The following is a 16,185-nucleotide window of genomic DNA, read 5'->3' on the forward strand; positions in this document are numbered from 1 at the left end:
GTCTTCTTCGGCACCGTGATGCAGCGCAAGACCAAGCACATTTATGTGGGCAACTGGTTCTTCGGCGGCTTCATCCTGACCGTGGCGCTGCTGCACATCGTCAACAACATCGAACTGCCGGTCAGCCTGACCAAGTCCTACTCGGTCTATGCCGGCGCCACCGACGCGATGATCCAGTGGTGGTACGGCCACAACGCCGTGGGCTTCTTCCTGACCGCCGGCTTCCTCGGCATGATGTACTACTTCGTGCCCAAGCAGGCCGGACGCCCGGTGTACTCCTATCGCCTGTCGATCGTGCACTTCTGGGCCCTGATCGCCGTGTACATCTGGGCCGGTCCGCACCACCTGCACTACACCGCGCTGCCGGACTGGGCGCAGTCGCTGGGCATGGTGATGTCGCTGATCCTGCTGGCACCCAGCTGGGGCGGCATGATCAACGGCATGATGACCCTCTCCGGCGCCTGGCATAAGCTGCGTACCGACCCGATCCTGCGCTTCCTGGTGGTCTCGCTGGCCTTCTACGGCATGTCCACCTTCGAAGGCCCGATGATGGCGATCAAGACCGTCAACGCCCTGTCCCACTACACCGACTGGACCATCGGCCACGTACACGCCGGCGCCCTCGGCTGGGTCGCCATGGTCTCGATGGGCGCGCTCTACCACCTGATTCCGAAGGTCTTCGGTCGCGAGCAGATGTACAGCGTCGGCCTGATCAACACGCACTTCTGGATGGCCACCATCGGCACCGTGCTCTACATCGCCTCGATGTGGGTCAACGGCATCGCCCAGGGCCTGATGTGGCGTGCAGTCAACACCGACGGCACCCTCACCTACTCCTTTGTCGAGGCACTGGAAGCCAGTCACCCGGGCTTCGTGGTGCGCATGATCGGCGGTGCCATCTTCTTCACCGGCATGCTGGTCATGGCCTACAACACCTACCGCACCGTGCGCGCAGCCAATCCTGCCGAATATGAAGCCGATGCGCGGATTCCCGAGGTAGCTCACTGATGAAAAAGCACGAAATCCTTGAGAAGAACATCGGCCTGATGGCCCTGTTCATGGTTCTGGCAGTGAGCATCGGCGGTCTGGTACAGATCGTCCCGCTGTTCTTCCAGGACGTCACCAACACCCCGGTCGAGGGCATGAAGCCGCGCACCGCCCTGGAAATGGAAGGCCGCGACATCTTCATCCGCGAGGGCTGCGTCGGTTGCCACTCGCAGATGATCCGTCCGTTCCGCGCCGAGACCGAGCGTTATGGTCACTACTCGGTCGCCGGTGAAAGCGTCTGGGATCACCCGTTCCTGTGGGGCTCCAAGCGTACCGGCCCGGACCTGGCCCGCGTCGGTGGCCGTTACTCGGATGACTGGCACCGCGCGCACCTGTACAACCCGCGCAACGTGGTGCCCGAGTCGATCATGCCGGCTTATCCGTGGCTGGTGGAGAACACCCTCGACGGCAAGCTGACCGGCGCCAAGCTGCAGGCCATGCAGACGCTCGGGGTGCCGTATACCGACGCCGACATCGCCGGTGCCGGCGATGCCGTCAAGGGCAAGACCGAAATGGATGCACTGGTCGCCTACCTGCAGGGGCTGGGTACCAGCCTCAAGAACAAGCGGTAAGCGCGATGGACATCGGAACCCTGCGCGGACTCGGCACCTTGCTGGTGCTGGTCGCCTTCGTCAGCGTGACCCTCTGGGCCTACAGCGGCAGGAACAAGGCGCGCTTCGACGAAGCGGCCAACCTGCCCTTCGCCGATGAAGCCGCGCACGGACAGCACGTCGAACAATTCTCTAGGAGTAACAACCAATGACCACGTTCTGGAGTTGGTACATCACCATCCTGACACTGGGCACCATTGTCGCGCTGGTTTGGCTGATCATGGCAACCCGCAAGGGCCAGCGTAGCGACACGACCGAGCAGACCGTCGGTCATGCGTTCGATGGCATCGAGGAGTTCGACAACCCGCTGCCCAAGTGGTGGTTCATGCTGTTTGTCAGCACCATCGTGTTCGGCCTTGGCTACCTGGCGCTCTACCCCGGGCTGGGTACCTGGACTGGCGTGCTGCCTGGCTATGAAGGTGGCTGGACGCAAAACAAGCAGTACGACAAGGAAATGCAGAAGGCGCAGAGCGAATACGGTCCGATCTTTGCCAAATATGCGGCAATGCCCATCGAGGAAGTCGCCAAGGATCCGCAGGCACTCAAGATCGGCGGTCGCCTGTTCGCTTCCAACTGCTCGGTATGCCACGGTTCGGATGCCAAGGGCACCCACGGCTTCCCCAACCTGACCGACCACATCTGGCGCTGGGGCGGCGAGCCTGAAGCGATTCAGGCCACCCTCCTCAACGGTCGCCAGGCTGCCATGCCCGCCTGGGGCACGATTCTTGGCAGCACCGGGGTGAAGAACGTTGCCGCCTATGTGCTGAATGACCTGGCCGGGCGCAAGCTGCCGGAAAATGCCAAGGTTGACCTGGCTGCTGGCAAAGCGACTTTCGCCACCAACTGCGCTGCCTGCCACGGCGCGCAGGGTCAGGGCAATGTCGCCATGGGGGCACCGGACCTGACCCAGCCAGCCGGCTACATCTACGGCACCAGCCTGGCGCAAGTCGAGCAGACCCTCAACTATGGCCGCAACGGCAAGATGCCGGCACAGGAAGCGTTCCTCGGCAAGGACAAGGTACATGTCCTGGCTGCATACGTGTACAGCCTGTCGCAAGGCAAGCCAGCTGCAGAATAAGCCTATTGCGTGCAGTTCTATTGAGCGGCGTCAGGGGAAACCCGGCGCCGTTTTGCTTTAATCCTGTCTGGATCGGTCAGTAGCCGGCGACCAAAGGTCGCAGACTGGCAGATGGTCTGACGGCGTATCATTGGGCCGCAGTCTCCTTGCGCAGACCCTGGTCGTTGATATCGCCGGGGTCATCCCTCACTGACGTGGTAAGCAGTAATGAGCGAACAGATACCAGTAAAGGATGTAACCCCGGTTAAAGCCAAAGCAACCGAGTACACCGACCTCTATGCCAGCCGGGAAAAGATCTACACCCGCTCGTTCACTGGCCTGTTCCGCAACCTGCGCATTTCCGGTGGAGCGCTGCTCTTCGTCCTCTATTTCGGCACGCTGTGGCTGAACTGGGGTGAGCGTCAGGCCGTCCTGTGGGATCTGCCCGGCCGCAAGTTCTACATTTTCGGCGCGACCTTCTGGCCGCAGGACTTTGTCCTGCTGTCCTGGAGCCTGATCATCTGCGCCTTCGGCCTGTTCTTCATCACGGTGTTCGCGGGCCGCGTCTGGTGCGGCTATACCTGCCCGCAAAGCGTCTTCACCTGGGTGTTCATGTGGTGTGAACGGATCACCGAGGGTGACCGCAACCAGCGCATGAAACTCGACAAGCAGCCCATGAGCGGTGCCAAGTTTCTGCGCAAATTTGCCAAGCACGGCCTGTGGCTGTCGATCGGACTGGTGACCGGCCTGACCTTCGTCGGCTACTTCACCCCGATCCGCGAGTTGCTTCCCAGCTTGGTCAATGGCACTGCCGATGCCTGGGCATATTTCTGGATCGGCTTCTTTACCCTGGCCACCTATGGCAATGCCGGCTGGCTGCGGGAAAACGTCTGCATCTACATGTGTCCTTATGCTCGCTTCCAGAGCGTGATGTTCGACAAAGACACGCTGATCGTCTCCTACGACCCGCGGCGCGGCGAAAAGCGCGGCCCGCGCAAGCGTGATGCCGACTACAAGGCTGAGGGCCTGGGCGATTGCATCGACTGCAAGATGTGCGTGCATGTCTGCCCGACCGGCATCGATATCCGCGACGGCCTGCAAATCGAGTGCATCGGCTGCGCCGCCTGTGTCGATGCCTGCGACAGCATCATGGATAAAATGGGCTATCCGAAAGGGCTGATCAGCTACACCACCGAACACAACCTCTCGGGCCAGCAGACCCACCTGGTGCGACCGCGCCTGATCGGTTACGCGATCGCCCTGGTGACAATGGCCGGCCTGCTGGCCTACGCCATCTCCATCCGTTCGTTGGCAGAGCTGGACGTACTCAAGGACCGCGTGCTCTACCGCGAGAATGATGAAGGGCGGATTGAAAACGTCTATGTCCTGAAAATCATGAACAAGGCGCAGCGCGACCTCACCTTCACGATCAAGGCCGATGGCTTGGAAGGCCTTGTTTACGAGGGCAAGCCAGAGATAGTCGCCGCCGAAGGGGAAATCCTCACCGTACCGGTCGAACTGTCGATCGATCCGGAGAAGCTGCCGTCCAGCACCAATGACGTGCGTTTCAGCATTCAGGCGATCGAAGACCCGAGTATAAAATCCGAATCCGAAAGCCGCTTCATCGGCCCGGCAGTCCGCTAATCCAAAGGAACTCCATGCACAGCGATAGCCCTGTTCAACCCTGGTACAAAGAGTTCTGGGTCTGGTTCATCCTCGCCATCCTGGCGATGGCTGTGGTACTGGGCCTGTCGCTCGCCTTCATCGCCGTGCAGACAGCCGACACGCTGGTGGTGAGCAATTACTACGACGCCGGCAAGGGCATCAACCAGAGTCTTGAGCGCGAGCGTCTGGCGGAGCGCCTGAGCATTCGTGGCCAGTTGACCCTCGACAACCAGACCGGCACGGCTGAGCTGCGGCTAAGCGGCAACAGTGCCCCACAGTTACTGACCCTCAACCTGATTTCGCCCACCCAGGCCGAGAAGGATCGCCGCATCGTGCTGCAACCGGGCGTCGGCCAGGTCTATCGCGGGTTGTTGCCGGACGCGATTGGCGGCCGTCGCTTCGTCGAGGTTCTCGGCATGGAAGGCGGTCAGGAATGGCGCCTGTTCGAAGAGGAAGAACTGGTCTCCGGCCAGGTGATCCTCCTCGGTAACTGAACCAGCCGTGGCGACGCCCCAGCCCTGCTTCCACTGCGGCCTGCCGGTTCCACCCGGCGCGCCGTTCCGCACTCTCGTGCTCGGCGAGATGCGCGAGATGTGCTGCCCCGGCTGCCAGGCCGTTGCCGAGGCCATCGTCAGTGGCGGTCTGGAAGGCTACTACCGGTACCGCAGCGAAAGTGCCGCCAATCCAGACTCGCTGACCCGTGCCCTGCCGGACGAGCTTGAGCTGCTGGATCGGCAGGACGTGCAACAACCCTTTGTCCAGCACCAGGGCGAACTGGCCGAAACCTGCCTGCTGATCGAAGGCATCAGTTGCGCCGCCTGTGGCTGGCTGATCGAGAAGCACTTGCGCAGCCTGCCGGCCGTCGCCGAGGCCAGCCTCAATCTGTCCAGCCATCGCCTGCAGGTCCGCTGGCTCGACAGCCAGCTACCACTCAGCCAGCTACTCGCCAGCCTGCGCCGGATCGGCTATGCCGCGCACCCTTACCAGGCGGATCGCGCCGCCGCGCAATTGCAGCGGGAGAACCGCCGGGCCATCCGCCAGCTGGGCGTGGCCGGCCTGCTGTGGATGCAGGTAATGATGGCCAGCATGGCCACCTGGCCAGAGTTCAACCTCGACCTGTCTGCGGAGCTCGACCAGATCCTGCGCTGGGTCAGCCTGTTCCTCACCACACCGATTGTCTTCTACTGCTGCACCGACTTCTTCAAGGGCGCATTGCGCGACCTGCGCAGCCGCCACCTGACCATGGACGTCTCGGTGTCGCTGGCCATCGGCGGTGCCTATCTGGCCGGTATCTGGTCTACCGTCAGCCGCAGTGGCGAACTGTATTTCGATGCGGTCGGCATGTTTGCCCTGTTCCTGCTGGCCGGCCGCTACCTGGAACGCCGGGCCCGTGAGCGCACGGCCGCTGCCACCGCGCAGCTGGTACAACTGCTGCCGGCGTCCTGCCTGCGCCTGCAGGCGGACGGGCACAGCGAACGCATCCTGCTCAGCGAACTGGCCCTGGGGGATCGGGTGCTGGTACCGCCGGGCGCCTTGCTACCGGCCGATGGGCGGATCATCCAGGGCCAGTCGAGCATCGACGAGTCCCTGCTTACCGGCGAATACCTGCCACTGCCGCGGGCTGCCGGGGATGCCGTCACCGCCGGGACCCTGAATGTCGAGGGTCCGCTGACCGTCGAAGTCCTCGCGTTGGGCCAGGACACCCGGCTGTCCGCCATCGTGCGCCTGCTCGAGCGCGCCCAGAGCGAAAAACCCCGGCTGGCCGAGCTGGCCGATCGCGTGGCCCAGTGGTTCCTGCTGGTGGTGCTGCTCACTGCTGCGGGGGTGGGCCTGGTCTGGTGGCAGCTCGACGCCTCACGCGCCTTCTGGATCGTGCTCGCCCTGCTGGTCGCGACCTGTCCCTGCGCGCTGTCGCTGGCCACGCCCACGGCGCTGACCACGGCCACCGGCAGCCTGCACCGCATGGGCCTGCTGCTGACCCGCGGCCACGTACTGGAAAGCCTGGGGCGGATCGACACGGTGATCTTCGACAAGACCGGTACCCTGACCGAGGGCCGTCTGACCCTGCGCGAAATCCGCCCGCTGGGTGAACTGGATGCAGACAACTGCCTGGCACTGGCCGCGGCACTGGAAAATCGCTCCGAACACCCGATCGCCAAAGCCTTCGGTCGCGCGGCGCAGGCCGCCGAGGATGTCCAGGTCACCGCGGGCAAGGGCCTGCAGGGCATGATCGGCGCACGGCTGGTGCGCATCGGCCAGCCGGACTATGTCGCGCAACTGAGCCACCAGGCGCCGCCGGTCATGCCCGCCGAGCACGGCCAGTGGCTGCTGCTCGGCGATCAGGCTGGCCCGCTGGCCTGGCTGGTGCTGGATGATCACCTGCGCGTCGATGCCCCCGCCCTGATCAATGCCTGCCACCAGCGCGGCTGGCGCACGCTGCTGCTCTCTGGCGACAGTTCGCCGATGGTCGCCGAGGTCGCCGCCCGGTTGGGCATTGCCGACGTGCGCGGCGGCCTGACGCCGGGCGACAAGCTCGAAGTCCTGCGCCAGTTGCACCAGCAGGGCCATCGGGTACTGATGCTCGGCGATGGCGTCAATGATGTGCCGGTACTGGCCGCCGCCGACATCAGCGTGGCCATGGGCAGCGCGACCGACCTGGCGAAGACCACCGCGGATGCCGTGCTGCTGTCCAACCGTCTGGACAGCCTGGTGCAGGCGTTTGTCATGGCCCGCCGCACCCGGCGCATCATCATCGAGAACCTGCTGTGGGCCACGCTGTACAATGGCCTGGTACTGCCCTTCGCCGCCATGGGCTGGGTAACCCCGGTCTGGGCGGCGCTGGGCATGTCACTCAGTTCGCTGCTGGTGGTGCTGAACGCCCTGCGCCTGACCCGGCACCCACCGGCCTAACCGTTTTGGAGCCTGCATGCCCGCGCTCTACGTAATGATTCCAATCGCCATCATCATCGTTGCCCTGGCGATCTGGCTGTTCTTCTGGGCTGTCGACAGCGGTCAGTACGACGACCTCGACGGCCCGGCCAACAGCATCCTGTTCGATGACGAAGATCCTGCGCACAAGGCGGCCATCCGCGAGGCCGAAGGCCAGCCGGACAAGGATCGCCGCGGTGACTGAGCTGCTGCCGATGCTGCTTTCTGCACTGATTCTCGGCCTGCTCGGCGGCGGCCACTGCCTGGGCATGTGCGGCGGTCTGATGGGCGCGCTGACCATGGCGATTCCCGTCGAACAACGTGGCAAACGCCTGCGCCTGCTGCTCGCCTACAATGTCGGCCGGATTCTCAGCTACGCCGTGGCCGGCCTGCTGGTCGGGCTGGCGGGCTGGGCCGTGGGCCACAGCCCGGCGGCCATGCTGCTGCGCATCGCCGCGGGAGTGCTGCTGATCTGCATGGGGCTGTACCTGGCCGGCTGGTGGAGCGGGCTGACCCGCATCGAAGCCATCGGCCGCCACCTCTGGCGTCACCTGCAACCGCTGACCCGCCGCCTGCTGCCGGTCACCTCGCTGCCGCGCGCGCTCTGCCTGGGCGCCATCTGGGGCTGGCTGCCCTGCGGACTGGTCTACAGCACCCTGCTGTGGGCGGCCAGCCAGGGCTCGGCGCTGGACAGCGGCTTGCTGATGCTGGCTTTCGGCCTCGGTACGTTGCCGGTCCTGCTCGCCACCGGCTTGGCCGCCGAGCGCCTGCTCGGCCTGCTGCGCCAGCGCGGCGTGCGCATGGCCGGCGGCCTGCTGGTCATGCTGTTCGGCCTCTGGACCTTGCCCGGCCCGCACCAGCAGTGGCTGATGGGGCACTGAACAAGCACGGACTAGCAGGGCGGGTTAGACGCGGCGCGGCCTGCCCATCCTGCGCACTCACCACGGCCCTCGTTGATGCAGATCAAAACGCCACGCGTACTCCTTCCCTAGACTCCGGCCATTGCCTGCCAAACCGGACCTGCCAGCATGCTCGACGCCATTCGTTGGGATAACGACCTCATCCGCCGCTACGACTGCGCCGGCCCGCGCTATACCTCCTACCCGACTGCCGTGCAGTTCAACAACCAGATCGGCCCCTTCGACCTGCTGCACGCACTGCGCGACAGCCGCAAAGCCAATCGCCCCCTCTCGCTGTATGTGCACGTGCCGTTCTGCGCCAACATCTGCTACTACTGCGCCTGCAACAAGGTCATCACCAAGGACCGGGGCCGCGCCCAGGCCTATCTCGAGAGCCTGGCCCGGGAGATCAAGCAGATCGCCCACCACCTGGGCCCCGGCCAGATAGTCGAGCAGCTGCACTTTGGCGGCGGCACCCCGACCTTCCTCAGCCACGACGAACTGCGCTGGCTGATGCAGGAAATCCGCCAGAGCTTCAACCTGCTGGCCGATGACAGCGGTGACTACAGCATCGAGATCGACCCGCGCGAGGCGGACTGGGCGACCATGGGCCTGCTGCGCGAGCTGGGCTTCAACCGGGTCAGCCTCGGCGTGCAGGATCTCGACCCCGAGGTGCAGCGCGCGGTCAACCGCCTGCAGAGCCTGGAACAGACGCGCGCCGTGCTGGACGCCGCACACACTCTGCAGTTCCGCTCGGTGAACATCGACCTGATCTATGGACTGCCGAAGCAGACGCCGGAGAGCTTCGCCCGCACCGTCACCGAAATCATTGCCCTGCAGCCTGACCGGCTGTCGGTGTTCAACTATGCGCACCTGCCCGAGCGCTTCCTGCCGCAGCGGCGGATCAATGCCGACGACCTGCCCAGCCCGGGCGACAAGCTGCTCATGCTGCAAAACAGCATCGAGCAACTGACCACGGCCGGCTATCGCTACATCGGCATGGATCACTTCGCGCTGCCCGACGACGAACTGGCCAGCGCCCAGGAAGATGGCACCCTGCAGCGCAATTTTCAGGGTTACACCACCCACGGCCATTGCGACCTGGTCGGCCTCGGGGTGTCCGCGATCAGCCAGATCGGCGACCTCTACTGCCAGAACAGCAGCGACATCAACACCTACCAGGCCAGCCTGGACAGCGGCGAGCTGTCGACCACGCGCGGCCTGCAGTGCAACGACGATGACCGTATCCGGCGGGCAGTGATCCAGCAGCTGATCTGCTCCTTCAGCCTGGATTTCGCCAGCATCGAGAACTGCTTCAATATCGATTTCCGCGCCTATTTCGCCGAGTGCTGGCCGGACCTGCAGCAGATGGCCAAGGACCGCCTGATCAACCTGACCCCACAGGGCATCGATATCCTCCCGGCCGGCCGGTTGCTCGCGCGCTCGGTGTGCATGCTGTTCGATCACTACCTGAACGAGCAGTCCCGGCAGCGCTTCTCGCGGGTCATCTGATCTGGAAACGTCCGGAAAATGACCGGATCAGCCGCTTCCCCGGCCTTATCTGACGGAACCTCAGGCAAAGGTCTAACTGGCCTGAACTCGCGCTGTACGGTAACCTTCGCGCATCGTTATTCCGCGAAGGTTTTTCTCCATGCCTGAATCACTCAAGGCGCGCAGCCCGCATCAAGCCCACTGCAACGACTGCAGCCTGTCCTCACTGTGCCTGCCGATTTCTCTTGAGTTCGATGACGTCGACGCCCTTGACCAGATCGTCAAGCGCGGCCGGCCACTGAAGAAAGGCGATTTCCTGTTTCGCCAGGGTGACCCCTTCGAGTCGGTGTTTGCCGTGCGTTCCGGCGCCATCAAGACCTTCAGCCTGAGCGACAACGGTGAAGAACAGATCACCGGCTTCCACTTTCCCAGCGAACTGGTGGGCCTGTCCGGCATGGATACCGAAGCCTTCCCGGTGTCGGCGCAGGCACTGGAAAGCACCTCGGTCTGCGAGATTCCCTTCGATCGCCTCGAAGACCTGTCCATGCAACTGCCGCAATTGCGCCGCCAGCTGATGCGCGTGATGAGCCGCGAGATTCGCGACGATCAGCAAATGATGCTGCTGCTGTCGAAAAAGACCGCCGACGAGCGAATCGCCGCCTTCCTGGTCAACCTGTCCGCACGCTTTCGCGCGCGCGGTTTTTCCGCCAACCAGTTCCGCCTGTCGATGTCGCGCAATGAAGTCGGCAACTACCTCGGCCTGGCAGTGGAAACCGTGTCGCGGGTCTTCACCCGCTTCCAGCAGAACGGCCTGATCGAAGCCGAAGGCAAGGAAGTGCACATCCTCAAGTCGCTCGAGCTCTGCGCGCTGGCCGGTGGCAATCTGGATCTCTGAGCAGCATTCCCGAACACCCGAGGTTGCGCACATGCCGAGCGACCCGTTCAGCATCAAAAGCCTGATCCGCCCGGTTCCCGACTTCCCCAAGCCGGGCGTGATGTTTCGCGACATCACCCCGCTGCTGCAGTCGCCACGGGCGTTTCGCCTGGTCTGCGACAGCCTGGCGCAACGCTATGTCGAGGCGGACATCAGCCATGTCGGGGCACTCGACGCGCGCGGCTTCCTGCTCGGCTCGGTGCTGGCCTACACCCTCAACAAGCCGCTGGTGCTGTTCCGCAAAGCCGGCAAGCTGCCGGCGCAGGTACTCGGCGAAACCTACCAGACCGAGTACGGCAGCGCGCAACTGGAAGTGCAGAGCGACAGCCTGTGCGAAGGCGACAGCCTGTTGCTGCTGGATGACCTGATCGCGACCGGCGGCACCCTGCTGGCTGCTGCCCGCCTGGCGCATCGCCTGGGGGCCCGCATTCACGAAGCGGCAGCCATCGTCGACCTGCCGGAGCTCGGCGGTTCACGCCGGCTGGAAGAAATCGGCATCCGCACCTACAGCCTCTGCACCTTCGCCCTCGGCGAAAACTGAGCAGTGCTTGCCGCGCCGCATCGCGCACGGCTCCGCGTCATCAATTGAAAAGCCGCTGTCACCCATTGCGAAGCAGGCAGATGCTGCCCGCGGCAAGATGCACGACGAACCGCACGCCCGGCGTGCCACTGACTCGTCCCCTGCAAGGAACCCCGCCGTGTCCACTACTTCCTTCCTGATCGTTCCCGGTTTGCGTGACCACGTCGCCGACCACTGGCAGACCCTGCTGGCGGCCAAACTGCCACGGGTACACACGGTAGCGCCGCTGGAAACCGACAAGCTCAGCTGCGCCGCCCGTGTCGAGGCGCTCCAGGCTGCCCTGCAGCAGATCGACGGCCCGGTGATCCTGGTCGCGCACAGCGCCGGGGTGATGATGGTGGCGCACTGGGCGCAGAAGTATGCACGGCCGATCAAGGGCGCACTGCTGGCGACCCCGGCCGATGTCGAGTCGCCCTTCCCCGCGGGCTATCCAACCACCGCGGCCCTGCAGGCCAATGGCTGGCTGCCGGTGCCGCGTCAGCCGCTGCCCTTCCCGAGCATCCTCGCCGCCAGCCGCAACGACCCGCTGGCCAGCTTCGAGCGCCTCGAACAACTGGCGAGTGACTGGCACAGTGAACTGCTCGACCTCGGCGCGGTCGGCCATCTCAACCCGGCAGCAGGCTTCGGCGAGTGGCCGCAGGCCGAAGAACTGCTGCGCCGGCTCGACCGCTGAGCATGGCGCCCCGCCGCTGGTGCGGTAACAGCCTGATCAACTAAGGATTGGATATCCGCTGCTGTTAGGCCCATATGCCGGGCTGATTATCGAGGTTGCTTGATGGCTTCGGTTGCGCCCCGCCGGGCGCCTCACTTTTCTTTGCTTGTGCAAAGAAAAGTAAGCAAAAGAAACACCCCCCGGCATCCGGGTCTTCGCTGCGCTCAGACTCCCCTCGCTCCGGCACTGCTCCGAGGGTCGTCGCGAAGGGCCATCCATGGCCCATCGCGCCTCATTTGGCATCCCTGCCAAATGCCCCTCTGCCCAGTACCTGCACTCGGCCTGCTGACGGGGACTTGGGTGGCCACCGTATCGCTTGTGTAGTGTGGAAAACGCCGCTTGCGGCTTTTCCACCGAGCGCGGTTTTGGTGGATAACGCTGTGCGGTTATCCGCCCTACGAATGTCGTTCAATCCCGCACGGACTGACAGTCCCGTCAGGAGGGTGAGCGGAATCGGTGTGCAAGGGGTTGAGCGGCATGGATGCCGCGAAAGCTGCGCTGGGCCATGGACGGCCCATCGCAGCGGGCCTCTGGAGCGCCGATGGAGCGAACGCACCCGGCACATCGCGCAGCGAAGTGCCGGGCCGGATGCCGGGGGCGCTTTCTCTTTGCTTACTTTCTCTTTGCGCAAACAAAGAGAAAGTGAGGCGTCGTGCAGGACGCAACCTGTAGCCCTAAGCCGAGGAAAGTGCTGCGGTCAGGCTCGAAGCCTGCGCCCGTCAGAAAATCTGCAGCGGATTTCCAATCCGCTGGAAATCCCGTTATTCCCGCCCTTCCACACTGCTGCCCCTTTTCCGCCATTCCTGCCGCCAGGCCGCCGGAGCCAGGCCGAACTGCGTGGTGAACCAGCGGGTGAAGGAACTGGGTACCGAATAACCGAGTAGTTCGGCGATGCGTCCCAGCGAATAGCGCGGATTGCCCATGTAGCGCAGCACCAGGTCGCGGCGCACCTCGTTGATCAGCTCGGAAAAAGTCACGCCTTCCTCCTCCAGCCGACGCTGCAGGGTGCGCAGGTTGATGCCCTGGGCCTGCGCCACCTGTTCGATGGTCGCGCGCCCCATCGGCAGCAGAATGTAGATCGCCTTGCGCACATCCAGCACCAGCGAATGCTCGCTGACCCCCGGCAGGGAGTCGATGAAGCGCTCGGCGTGCCGGGCCATCACCGGGTCGGCCAGCGGGTTGGGCTTGTCCAGGTCGATGGCGGAGAAAATGAAGCCATTGAACTCGCTGCCGAACTCCAGCTTGCAGCCGAACAGGCGGCGATAGTCCTGCTGGTCGGGCACCGCCTCATAGGTGAAGTTGACGCTGAGCGGATGCCAGTTCTGCCCGAGCAGGCCGCTGCACAGGCGAAACAGCGCGCCGAGGGCCAGGTCGGTGGCCTGGCGCGCCGGGATCGGACGGTCGGTGACCACTTCCTCGCGGACGATCACCGTCTTGCCGACTTCCTCGATAAACAGCGCCAGCGCCTCGTTGAGCAGATGCCGGTACTGCACGGTGGTCTGCAATGCCTCGCGCAGGGTGCGCTGATGGTTGAGCAGCAGGCTGACCGGGCCGAAATCGGCCATCTGCCGCGCCTCGGCCATGCGCAGGCCGAAGGTGCTGCAGCCGCTTTCGCGGGCCGACTCCTCGAGCAGCGTCACCGCCGTATCGGCGGCAAGCAGCTGGTCCGGGTTTTCCAGCATGGCCTGGGTCAGGCCGAGGCGGCGCAGCAGCGGTTGCGGGTTCAGCCCGACCTGCCGGGCAACCCCGAAGTACTTGGTGAGAACGGCGGCACGTACCAGAGTCGTCATGGTCAGCTGATCGCAAAGGCAGGGAATGGAGTTAGGCGCCGATAAAACTGATCCAGATCAACGTTTCACCGCATGCCCGGGAAATATAGCCAGTTTAGTCACGTAAAGAAAACTGACTGTCATTTATTGCGAAGTTGATCCACGCCAGCGGCCATAAATTCACTCCAGACCCGACACGGTCCTACCGCAATGGCTCTTGGCGCCCGGCGCCCAGGATGCCCTGCAGAACACTGGCTAGCACTGAGGAAAACAACAACATGCGCGTCGAACAACTGACCTGCAGCATCGGAGCCGAACTGAGCGGCCTCGACCTCGCCAAGGCCGTCCATGACGATGGCCTGTTCCATGAAATCAAGGCCCTGCTGCTGGAGCACAAGGTGCTGTTCCTGCGCGACCAGGACCTCTCGCGGCCGGATCACGTGGCCTTCGCTTCCCGCCTCGGCCAGCTGGAAGACCACCCGATGGCCCCCAGCCACCCGGAGGCGCCCGGTCTGGTGCAGATCTACAAGCGCCCCGATCAGCCGATCGACCGCTACGAAAACGCCTGGCACAGCGACGGCAGCTGGCGTGCAACGCCAGCCATGGGCTGCGTGCTGCGCTGCGTGGAATGCCCGCCGGTGGGCGGCGATACCATGTGGGCCAATATGGCGCTGGCCTACGAGCGCCTGCCAGAGGCAATCAAACTGCAGATCGCCGACCTGCGCGCCAACCACAGTTTCGAGTCGTCCTTCGCCGCGGCCATGCCGCTCGACAAGCGCCTGGCGATGAAGGTGCAGTACCCGGACGCCGAGCACCCGGTGGTGCGCACCCACCCGGACACCGGCGAGAAGATTCTCTACGTCAACGCCTTCACCACCCACTTCACCAACTACCACACCCCGGCGCAGGTGCGCTTCGGCCAGGACGCCAACCCCGGCGCCAACGACCTGCTGCGCTTGCTGGTCAGCCAGGCGTTCATTCCGGAGTACCAGGTGCGCTGGCGCTGGCAACCCAACAGCATGGCGATCTGGGACAACCGCAGCACCCAGCACTACGCCGTGATGGATTACCCGGCCTGCCACCGCAAGATGGAACGCGCCGCGATCATCGGCGACCAGCCCTTCTGAACCTGCAACGCCCACACCACCCCCTACTTCATCCCGAGGAATACGCCATGAACTTCAACGATGGTTCACTGTTTGTCGAAAACATGCAGAAACTGGTCATCACCGCCGCCCCCTATGGCCCGGAATGGATGCCCGAAGATTTCCCGGAAGACATTCCGGTCAGCATGGAAGCCCAGATCCAGAAGGCGGTTGACTGCTACAACGCCGGCGCCACCGTGCTCCATGTGCACGTCCGCGAAGCCGACGGCAAGGGCTCCAAGCGCCTGTCCAAGTTCAACGAACTGCTCGCCGGCATCCGCGCCGCCTGCCCGGGCATGGTGCTGCAGGTCGGCGGCTCGATCTCCTTCGCGCCGGAAAGCGAAGGGGATGCCGCCAAGTGGCTGTCCGATGACACCCGGCACATGCTCGCCGAGCTGAAGCCGACCCCGGACCAGGTGACCATTGCCATCAACACCAACCAGATGAACGTCTGCGAGCAGATGACCGCCAAGGATGTCGCCGGCACCTCGCTGGCCGACCCGGCGCTGATGCACGCCTACCGCGAGATGACCATCCCGGCCGGCCCGGCCTGGGTCGAGGAACACATCAAGCGCCTGAGTGCCAACAAGATCCAGACGCACTTCCAGCTCGCCAGCATCAACCAGCTGGAAACCGTCGAGCGCATGATGCGCCGCGGCGTGTGCAACGTGCCGCTGATCCTCACCTGGGTGGCCATCGGTGGCGGCTTCGATGCGCCGAACCTCTACAACCTGGCCAACTTCGTGCGCGGCTGCCCGGACGGCTCGGTGCTGACCCTGGAAACCAGCATGCGCAACGTACTGCCGCTGAACATGCAAGCCATCGCGCTCGGCCTGCACGTGCGCTGCGGCATCGAGGACAACATCTGGAACCAGAAGCAGACCGCCAAGATGGGCACCGTGGCGCAGATCGAGCAACTGGTGCGTATCGCCCGCGAGTTCGGCCGCGACGTGGCCAACGGCGATGAAGCCCGGCAGATCTACAAGATCGGCACCTTCTACAAGGACGCCGACGAGACCCTGGCGAAGAACGGCTTTGCGCCAAACCGCGTGCCTGGGCAAGTAGGTTTCCTCCAGCACGCCTGACGCCAGCACACGTAGGGTGGGTTAGGCCGCCGGCCGTAACCCACCAACCAGCCGTCAGGCTGGTCGCTGCCGATATCTTTCGGCAGCGATGCTGGGTTACGCCGCTTTGCGGCTAACCCACCCTACGCAATCTTTACGGCTGAACATCCGCCCGCCTGTCATGTAATGAAAAGTCGATGTCGTGCGATGTGAAGCATGGCCAGTCCTGCTGACCTAAAGTCATCTCACCCACGATGGTAACCACCCGGCTACCACGACGACT

General features: G+C 64.1%; 16 protein-coding genes. 15 read left to right on the top strand and 1 reads right to left on the bottom strand.

Features of this window, described 5'->3' with window-relative positions; all coding sequences use genetic code 11:
• From ISX93_RS02860 to ISX93_RS02920, 13 genes are all read left to right on the top strand, one after another.
• The coding region (locus ISX93_RS02860) for a cbb3-type cytochrome c oxidase subunit I (RefSeq protein ID WP_195777204.1) at positions 1–1,008 on the top strand (1,008 nt) is incomplete at its 5' end.
• Positions 1,008–1,619 (top strand): cytochrome-c oxidase, cbb3-type subunit II, encoded by a 612-nt coding sequence (ccoO, locus tag ISX93_RS02865; protein WP_195777205.1) that lies wholly within the window; start codon positions 1,008–1,010, stop codon positions 1,617–1,619. The genes ISX93_RS02860 and ccoO, both read left to right, overlap by 1 nt.
• A gap of 5 nt (positions 1,620–1,624) precedes the next feature.
• Positions 1,625–1,810 (top strand): cbb3-type cytochrome oxidase subunit 3, encoded by a 186-nt coding sequence (locus ISX93_RS02870; RefSeq protein ID WP_195777206.1) that lies wholly within the window; start codon positions 1,625–1,627, stop codon positions 1,808–1,810.
• A complete protein-coding gene (gene ccoP, locus ISX93_RS02875) occupies positions 1,807–2,736 on the top strand; it encodes a cytochrome-c oxidase, cbb3-type subunit III (RefSeq protein WP_195777207.1) in 930 nt (309 codons plus the stop codon). Before ISX93_RS02870 ends, ccoP begins: the two co-directional genes overlap by 4 nt.
• A 207-nt stretch (positions 2,737–2,943) precedes the next feature.
• Positions 2,944–4,359 carry a cytochrome c oxidase accessory protein CcoG gene (gene ccoG, locus ISX93_RS02880; protein WP_195777208.1) on the top strand — a complete coding sequence of 472 codons (1,416 nt, stop codon included), beginning with the start codon at positions 2,944–2,946 and terminating at the stop codon, positions 4,357–4,359.
• 14 nt (positions 4,360–4,373) lie between these two features.
• Entirely contained in the window at positions 4,374–4,874 is a 501-nt protein-coding gene (locus tag ISX93_RS02885; RefSeq protein ID WP_195777209.1) for a FixH family protein, read from the top strand.
• 7 nt (positions 4,875–4,881) lie between these two features.
• On the top strand, positions 4,882–7,290 hold the full coding sequence (locus ISX93_RS02890; RefSeq protein ID WP_195777210.1) for a heavy metal translocating P-type ATPase: 2,409 nt from the start codon (positions 4,882–4,884) through the stop codon (positions 7,288–7,290).
• 16 nt (positions 7,291–7,306) lie between these two features.
• Positions 7,307–7,513, top strand: a complete 207-nt coding sequence (gene ccoS, locus ISX93_RS02895) for a cbb3-type cytochrome oxidase assembly protein CcoS (protein ID WP_195777211.1) — start codon at positions 7,307–7,309, stop codon at positions 7,511–7,513.
• Positions 7,506–8,189, top strand: a complete 684-nt coding sequence (locus ISX93_RS02900; protein WP_195777212.1) for a sulfite exporter TauE/SafE family protein — start codon at positions 7,506–7,508, stop codon at positions 8,187–8,189. The genes ccoS and ISX93_RS02900 overlap by 8 nt, the downstream gene beginning before the upstream one ends.
• 147 nt (positions 8,190–8,336) lie before the next feature.
• The gene (gene hemN, locus ISX93_RS02905; protein ID WP_195777213.1) at positions 8,337–9,719 is read left to right on the top strand and encodes an oxygen-independent coproporphyrinogen III oxidase; all 1,383 of its coding nucleotides are present in this window, start codon (positions 8,337–8,339) and stop codon (positions 9,717–9,719) included.
• A 139-nt stretch (positions 9,720–9,858) separates the two neighbouring features.
• The gene (gene fnr, locus ISX93_RS02910; protein WP_195777214.1) at positions 9,859–10,593 is read left to right on the top strand and encodes a fumarate/nitrate reduction transcriptional regulator Fnr; all 735 of its coding nucleotides are present in this window, start codon (positions 9,859–9,861) and stop codon (positions 10,591–10,593) included.
• A 31-nt stretch (positions 10,594–10,624) separates the two neighbouring features.
• On the top strand, positions 10,625–11,173 hold the full coding sequence (locus ISX93_RS02915) for an adenine phosphoribosyltransferase (RefSeq protein ID WP_195777215.1): 549 nt from the start codon (positions 10,625–10,627) through the stop codon (positions 11,171–11,173).
• Positions 11,174–11,330: 157 nt separating this feature from the next.
• Entirely contained in the window at positions 11,331–11,885 is a 555-nt protein-coding gene (locus ISX93_RS02920) for an RBBP9/YdeN family alpha/beta hydrolase (protein ID WP_308705281.1), read from the top strand.
• Between the two features lie 800 nt (positions 11,886–12,685).
• On the opposite strand, the gene ISX93_RS02925 is transcribed toward ISX93_RS02920, so the two are convergent.
• Positions 12,686–13,714: an AraC family transcriptional regulator gene (locus ISX93_RS02925; protein ID WP_195777217.1), complete on the bottom strand. Its 1,029-nt coding sequence runs from the start codon at positions 13,712–13,714 to the stop codon at positions 12,686–12,688.
• A 257-nt stretch (positions 13,715–13,971) separates the two neighbouring features.
• Between ISX93_RS02925 and ISX93_RS02930 the strand changes: the two genes are divergently transcribed.
• The gene (locus ISX93_RS02930; RefSeq protein ID WP_195777218.1) at positions 13,972–14,820 is read left to right on the top strand and encodes a TauD/TfdA dioxygenase family protein; all 849 of its coding nucleotides are present in this window, start codon (positions 13,972–13,974) and stop codon (positions 14,818–14,820) included.
• A 47-nt stretch (positions 14,821–14,867) separates the two neighbouring features.
• Positions 14,868–15,923, top strand: a complete 1,056-nt coding sequence (locus ISX93_RS02935; RefSeq protein WP_195777219.1) for a 3-keto-5-aminohexanoate cleavage protein — start codon at positions 14,868–14,870, stop codon at positions 15,921–15,923.
• Positions 15,924–16,185 lie beyond the last annotated feature (262 nt).

Origin of the sequence: Pseudomonas sp. N040 (genome assembly GCF_015637705.1) — a bacterium.
Classification (GTDB): domain Bacteria; phylum Pseudomonadota; class Gammaproteobacteria; order Pseudomonadales; family Pseudomonadaceae; genus Aquipseudomonas.

Coding starts and splice junctions, on each gene's coding strand:
- ISX93_RS02930 (WP_195777218.1), top strand. CDS start 13,972: ATGCGCGTCGAACAACTGACCTGCAGCATCGGAGCCGAACTGAGCGGC.
- ISX93_RS02885 (WP_195777209.1), top strand. CDS start 4,374: ATGCACAGCGATAGCCCTGTTCAACCCTGGTACAAAGAGTTCTGGGTC.
- hemN (WP_195777213.1), top strand. CDS start 8,337: ATGCTCGACGCCATTCGTTGGGATAACGACCTCATCCGCCGCTACGAC.
- ccoP (WP_195777207.1), top strand. CDS start 1,807: ATGACCACGTTCTGGAGTTGGTACATCACCATCCTGACACTGGGCACC.
- ISX93_RS02915 (WP_195777215.1), top strand. CDS start 10,625: ATGCCGAGCGACCCGTTCAGCATCAAAAGCCTGATCCGCCCGGTTCCC.
- ccoS (WP_195777211.1), top strand. CDS start 7,307: ATGCCCGCGCTCTACGTAATGATTCCAATCGCCATCATCATCGTTGCC.
- ccoG (WP_195777208.1), top strand. CDS start 2,944: ATGAGCGAACAGATACCAGTAAAGGATGTAACCCCGGTTAAAGCCAAA.
- ISX93_RS02870 (WP_195777206.1), top strand. CDS start 1,625: ATGGACATCGGAACCCTGCGCGGACTCGGCACCTTGCTGGTGCTGGTC.
- ISX93_RS02935 (WP_195777219.1), top strand. CDS start 14,868: ATGAACTTCAACGATGGTTCACTGTTTGTCGAAAACATGCAGAAACTG.
- ccoO (WP_195777205.1), top strand. CDS start 1,008: ATGAAAAAGCACGAAATCCTTGAGAAGAACATCGGCCTGATGGCCCTG.
- ISX93_RS02925 (WP_195777217.1), bottom strand. CDS start 13,714: ATGACGACTCTGGTACGTGCCGCCGTTCTCACCAAGTACTTCGGGGTT.
- fnr (WP_195777214.1), top strand. CDS start 9,859: ATGCCTGAATCACTCAAGGCGCGCAGCCCGCATCAAGCCCACTGCAAC.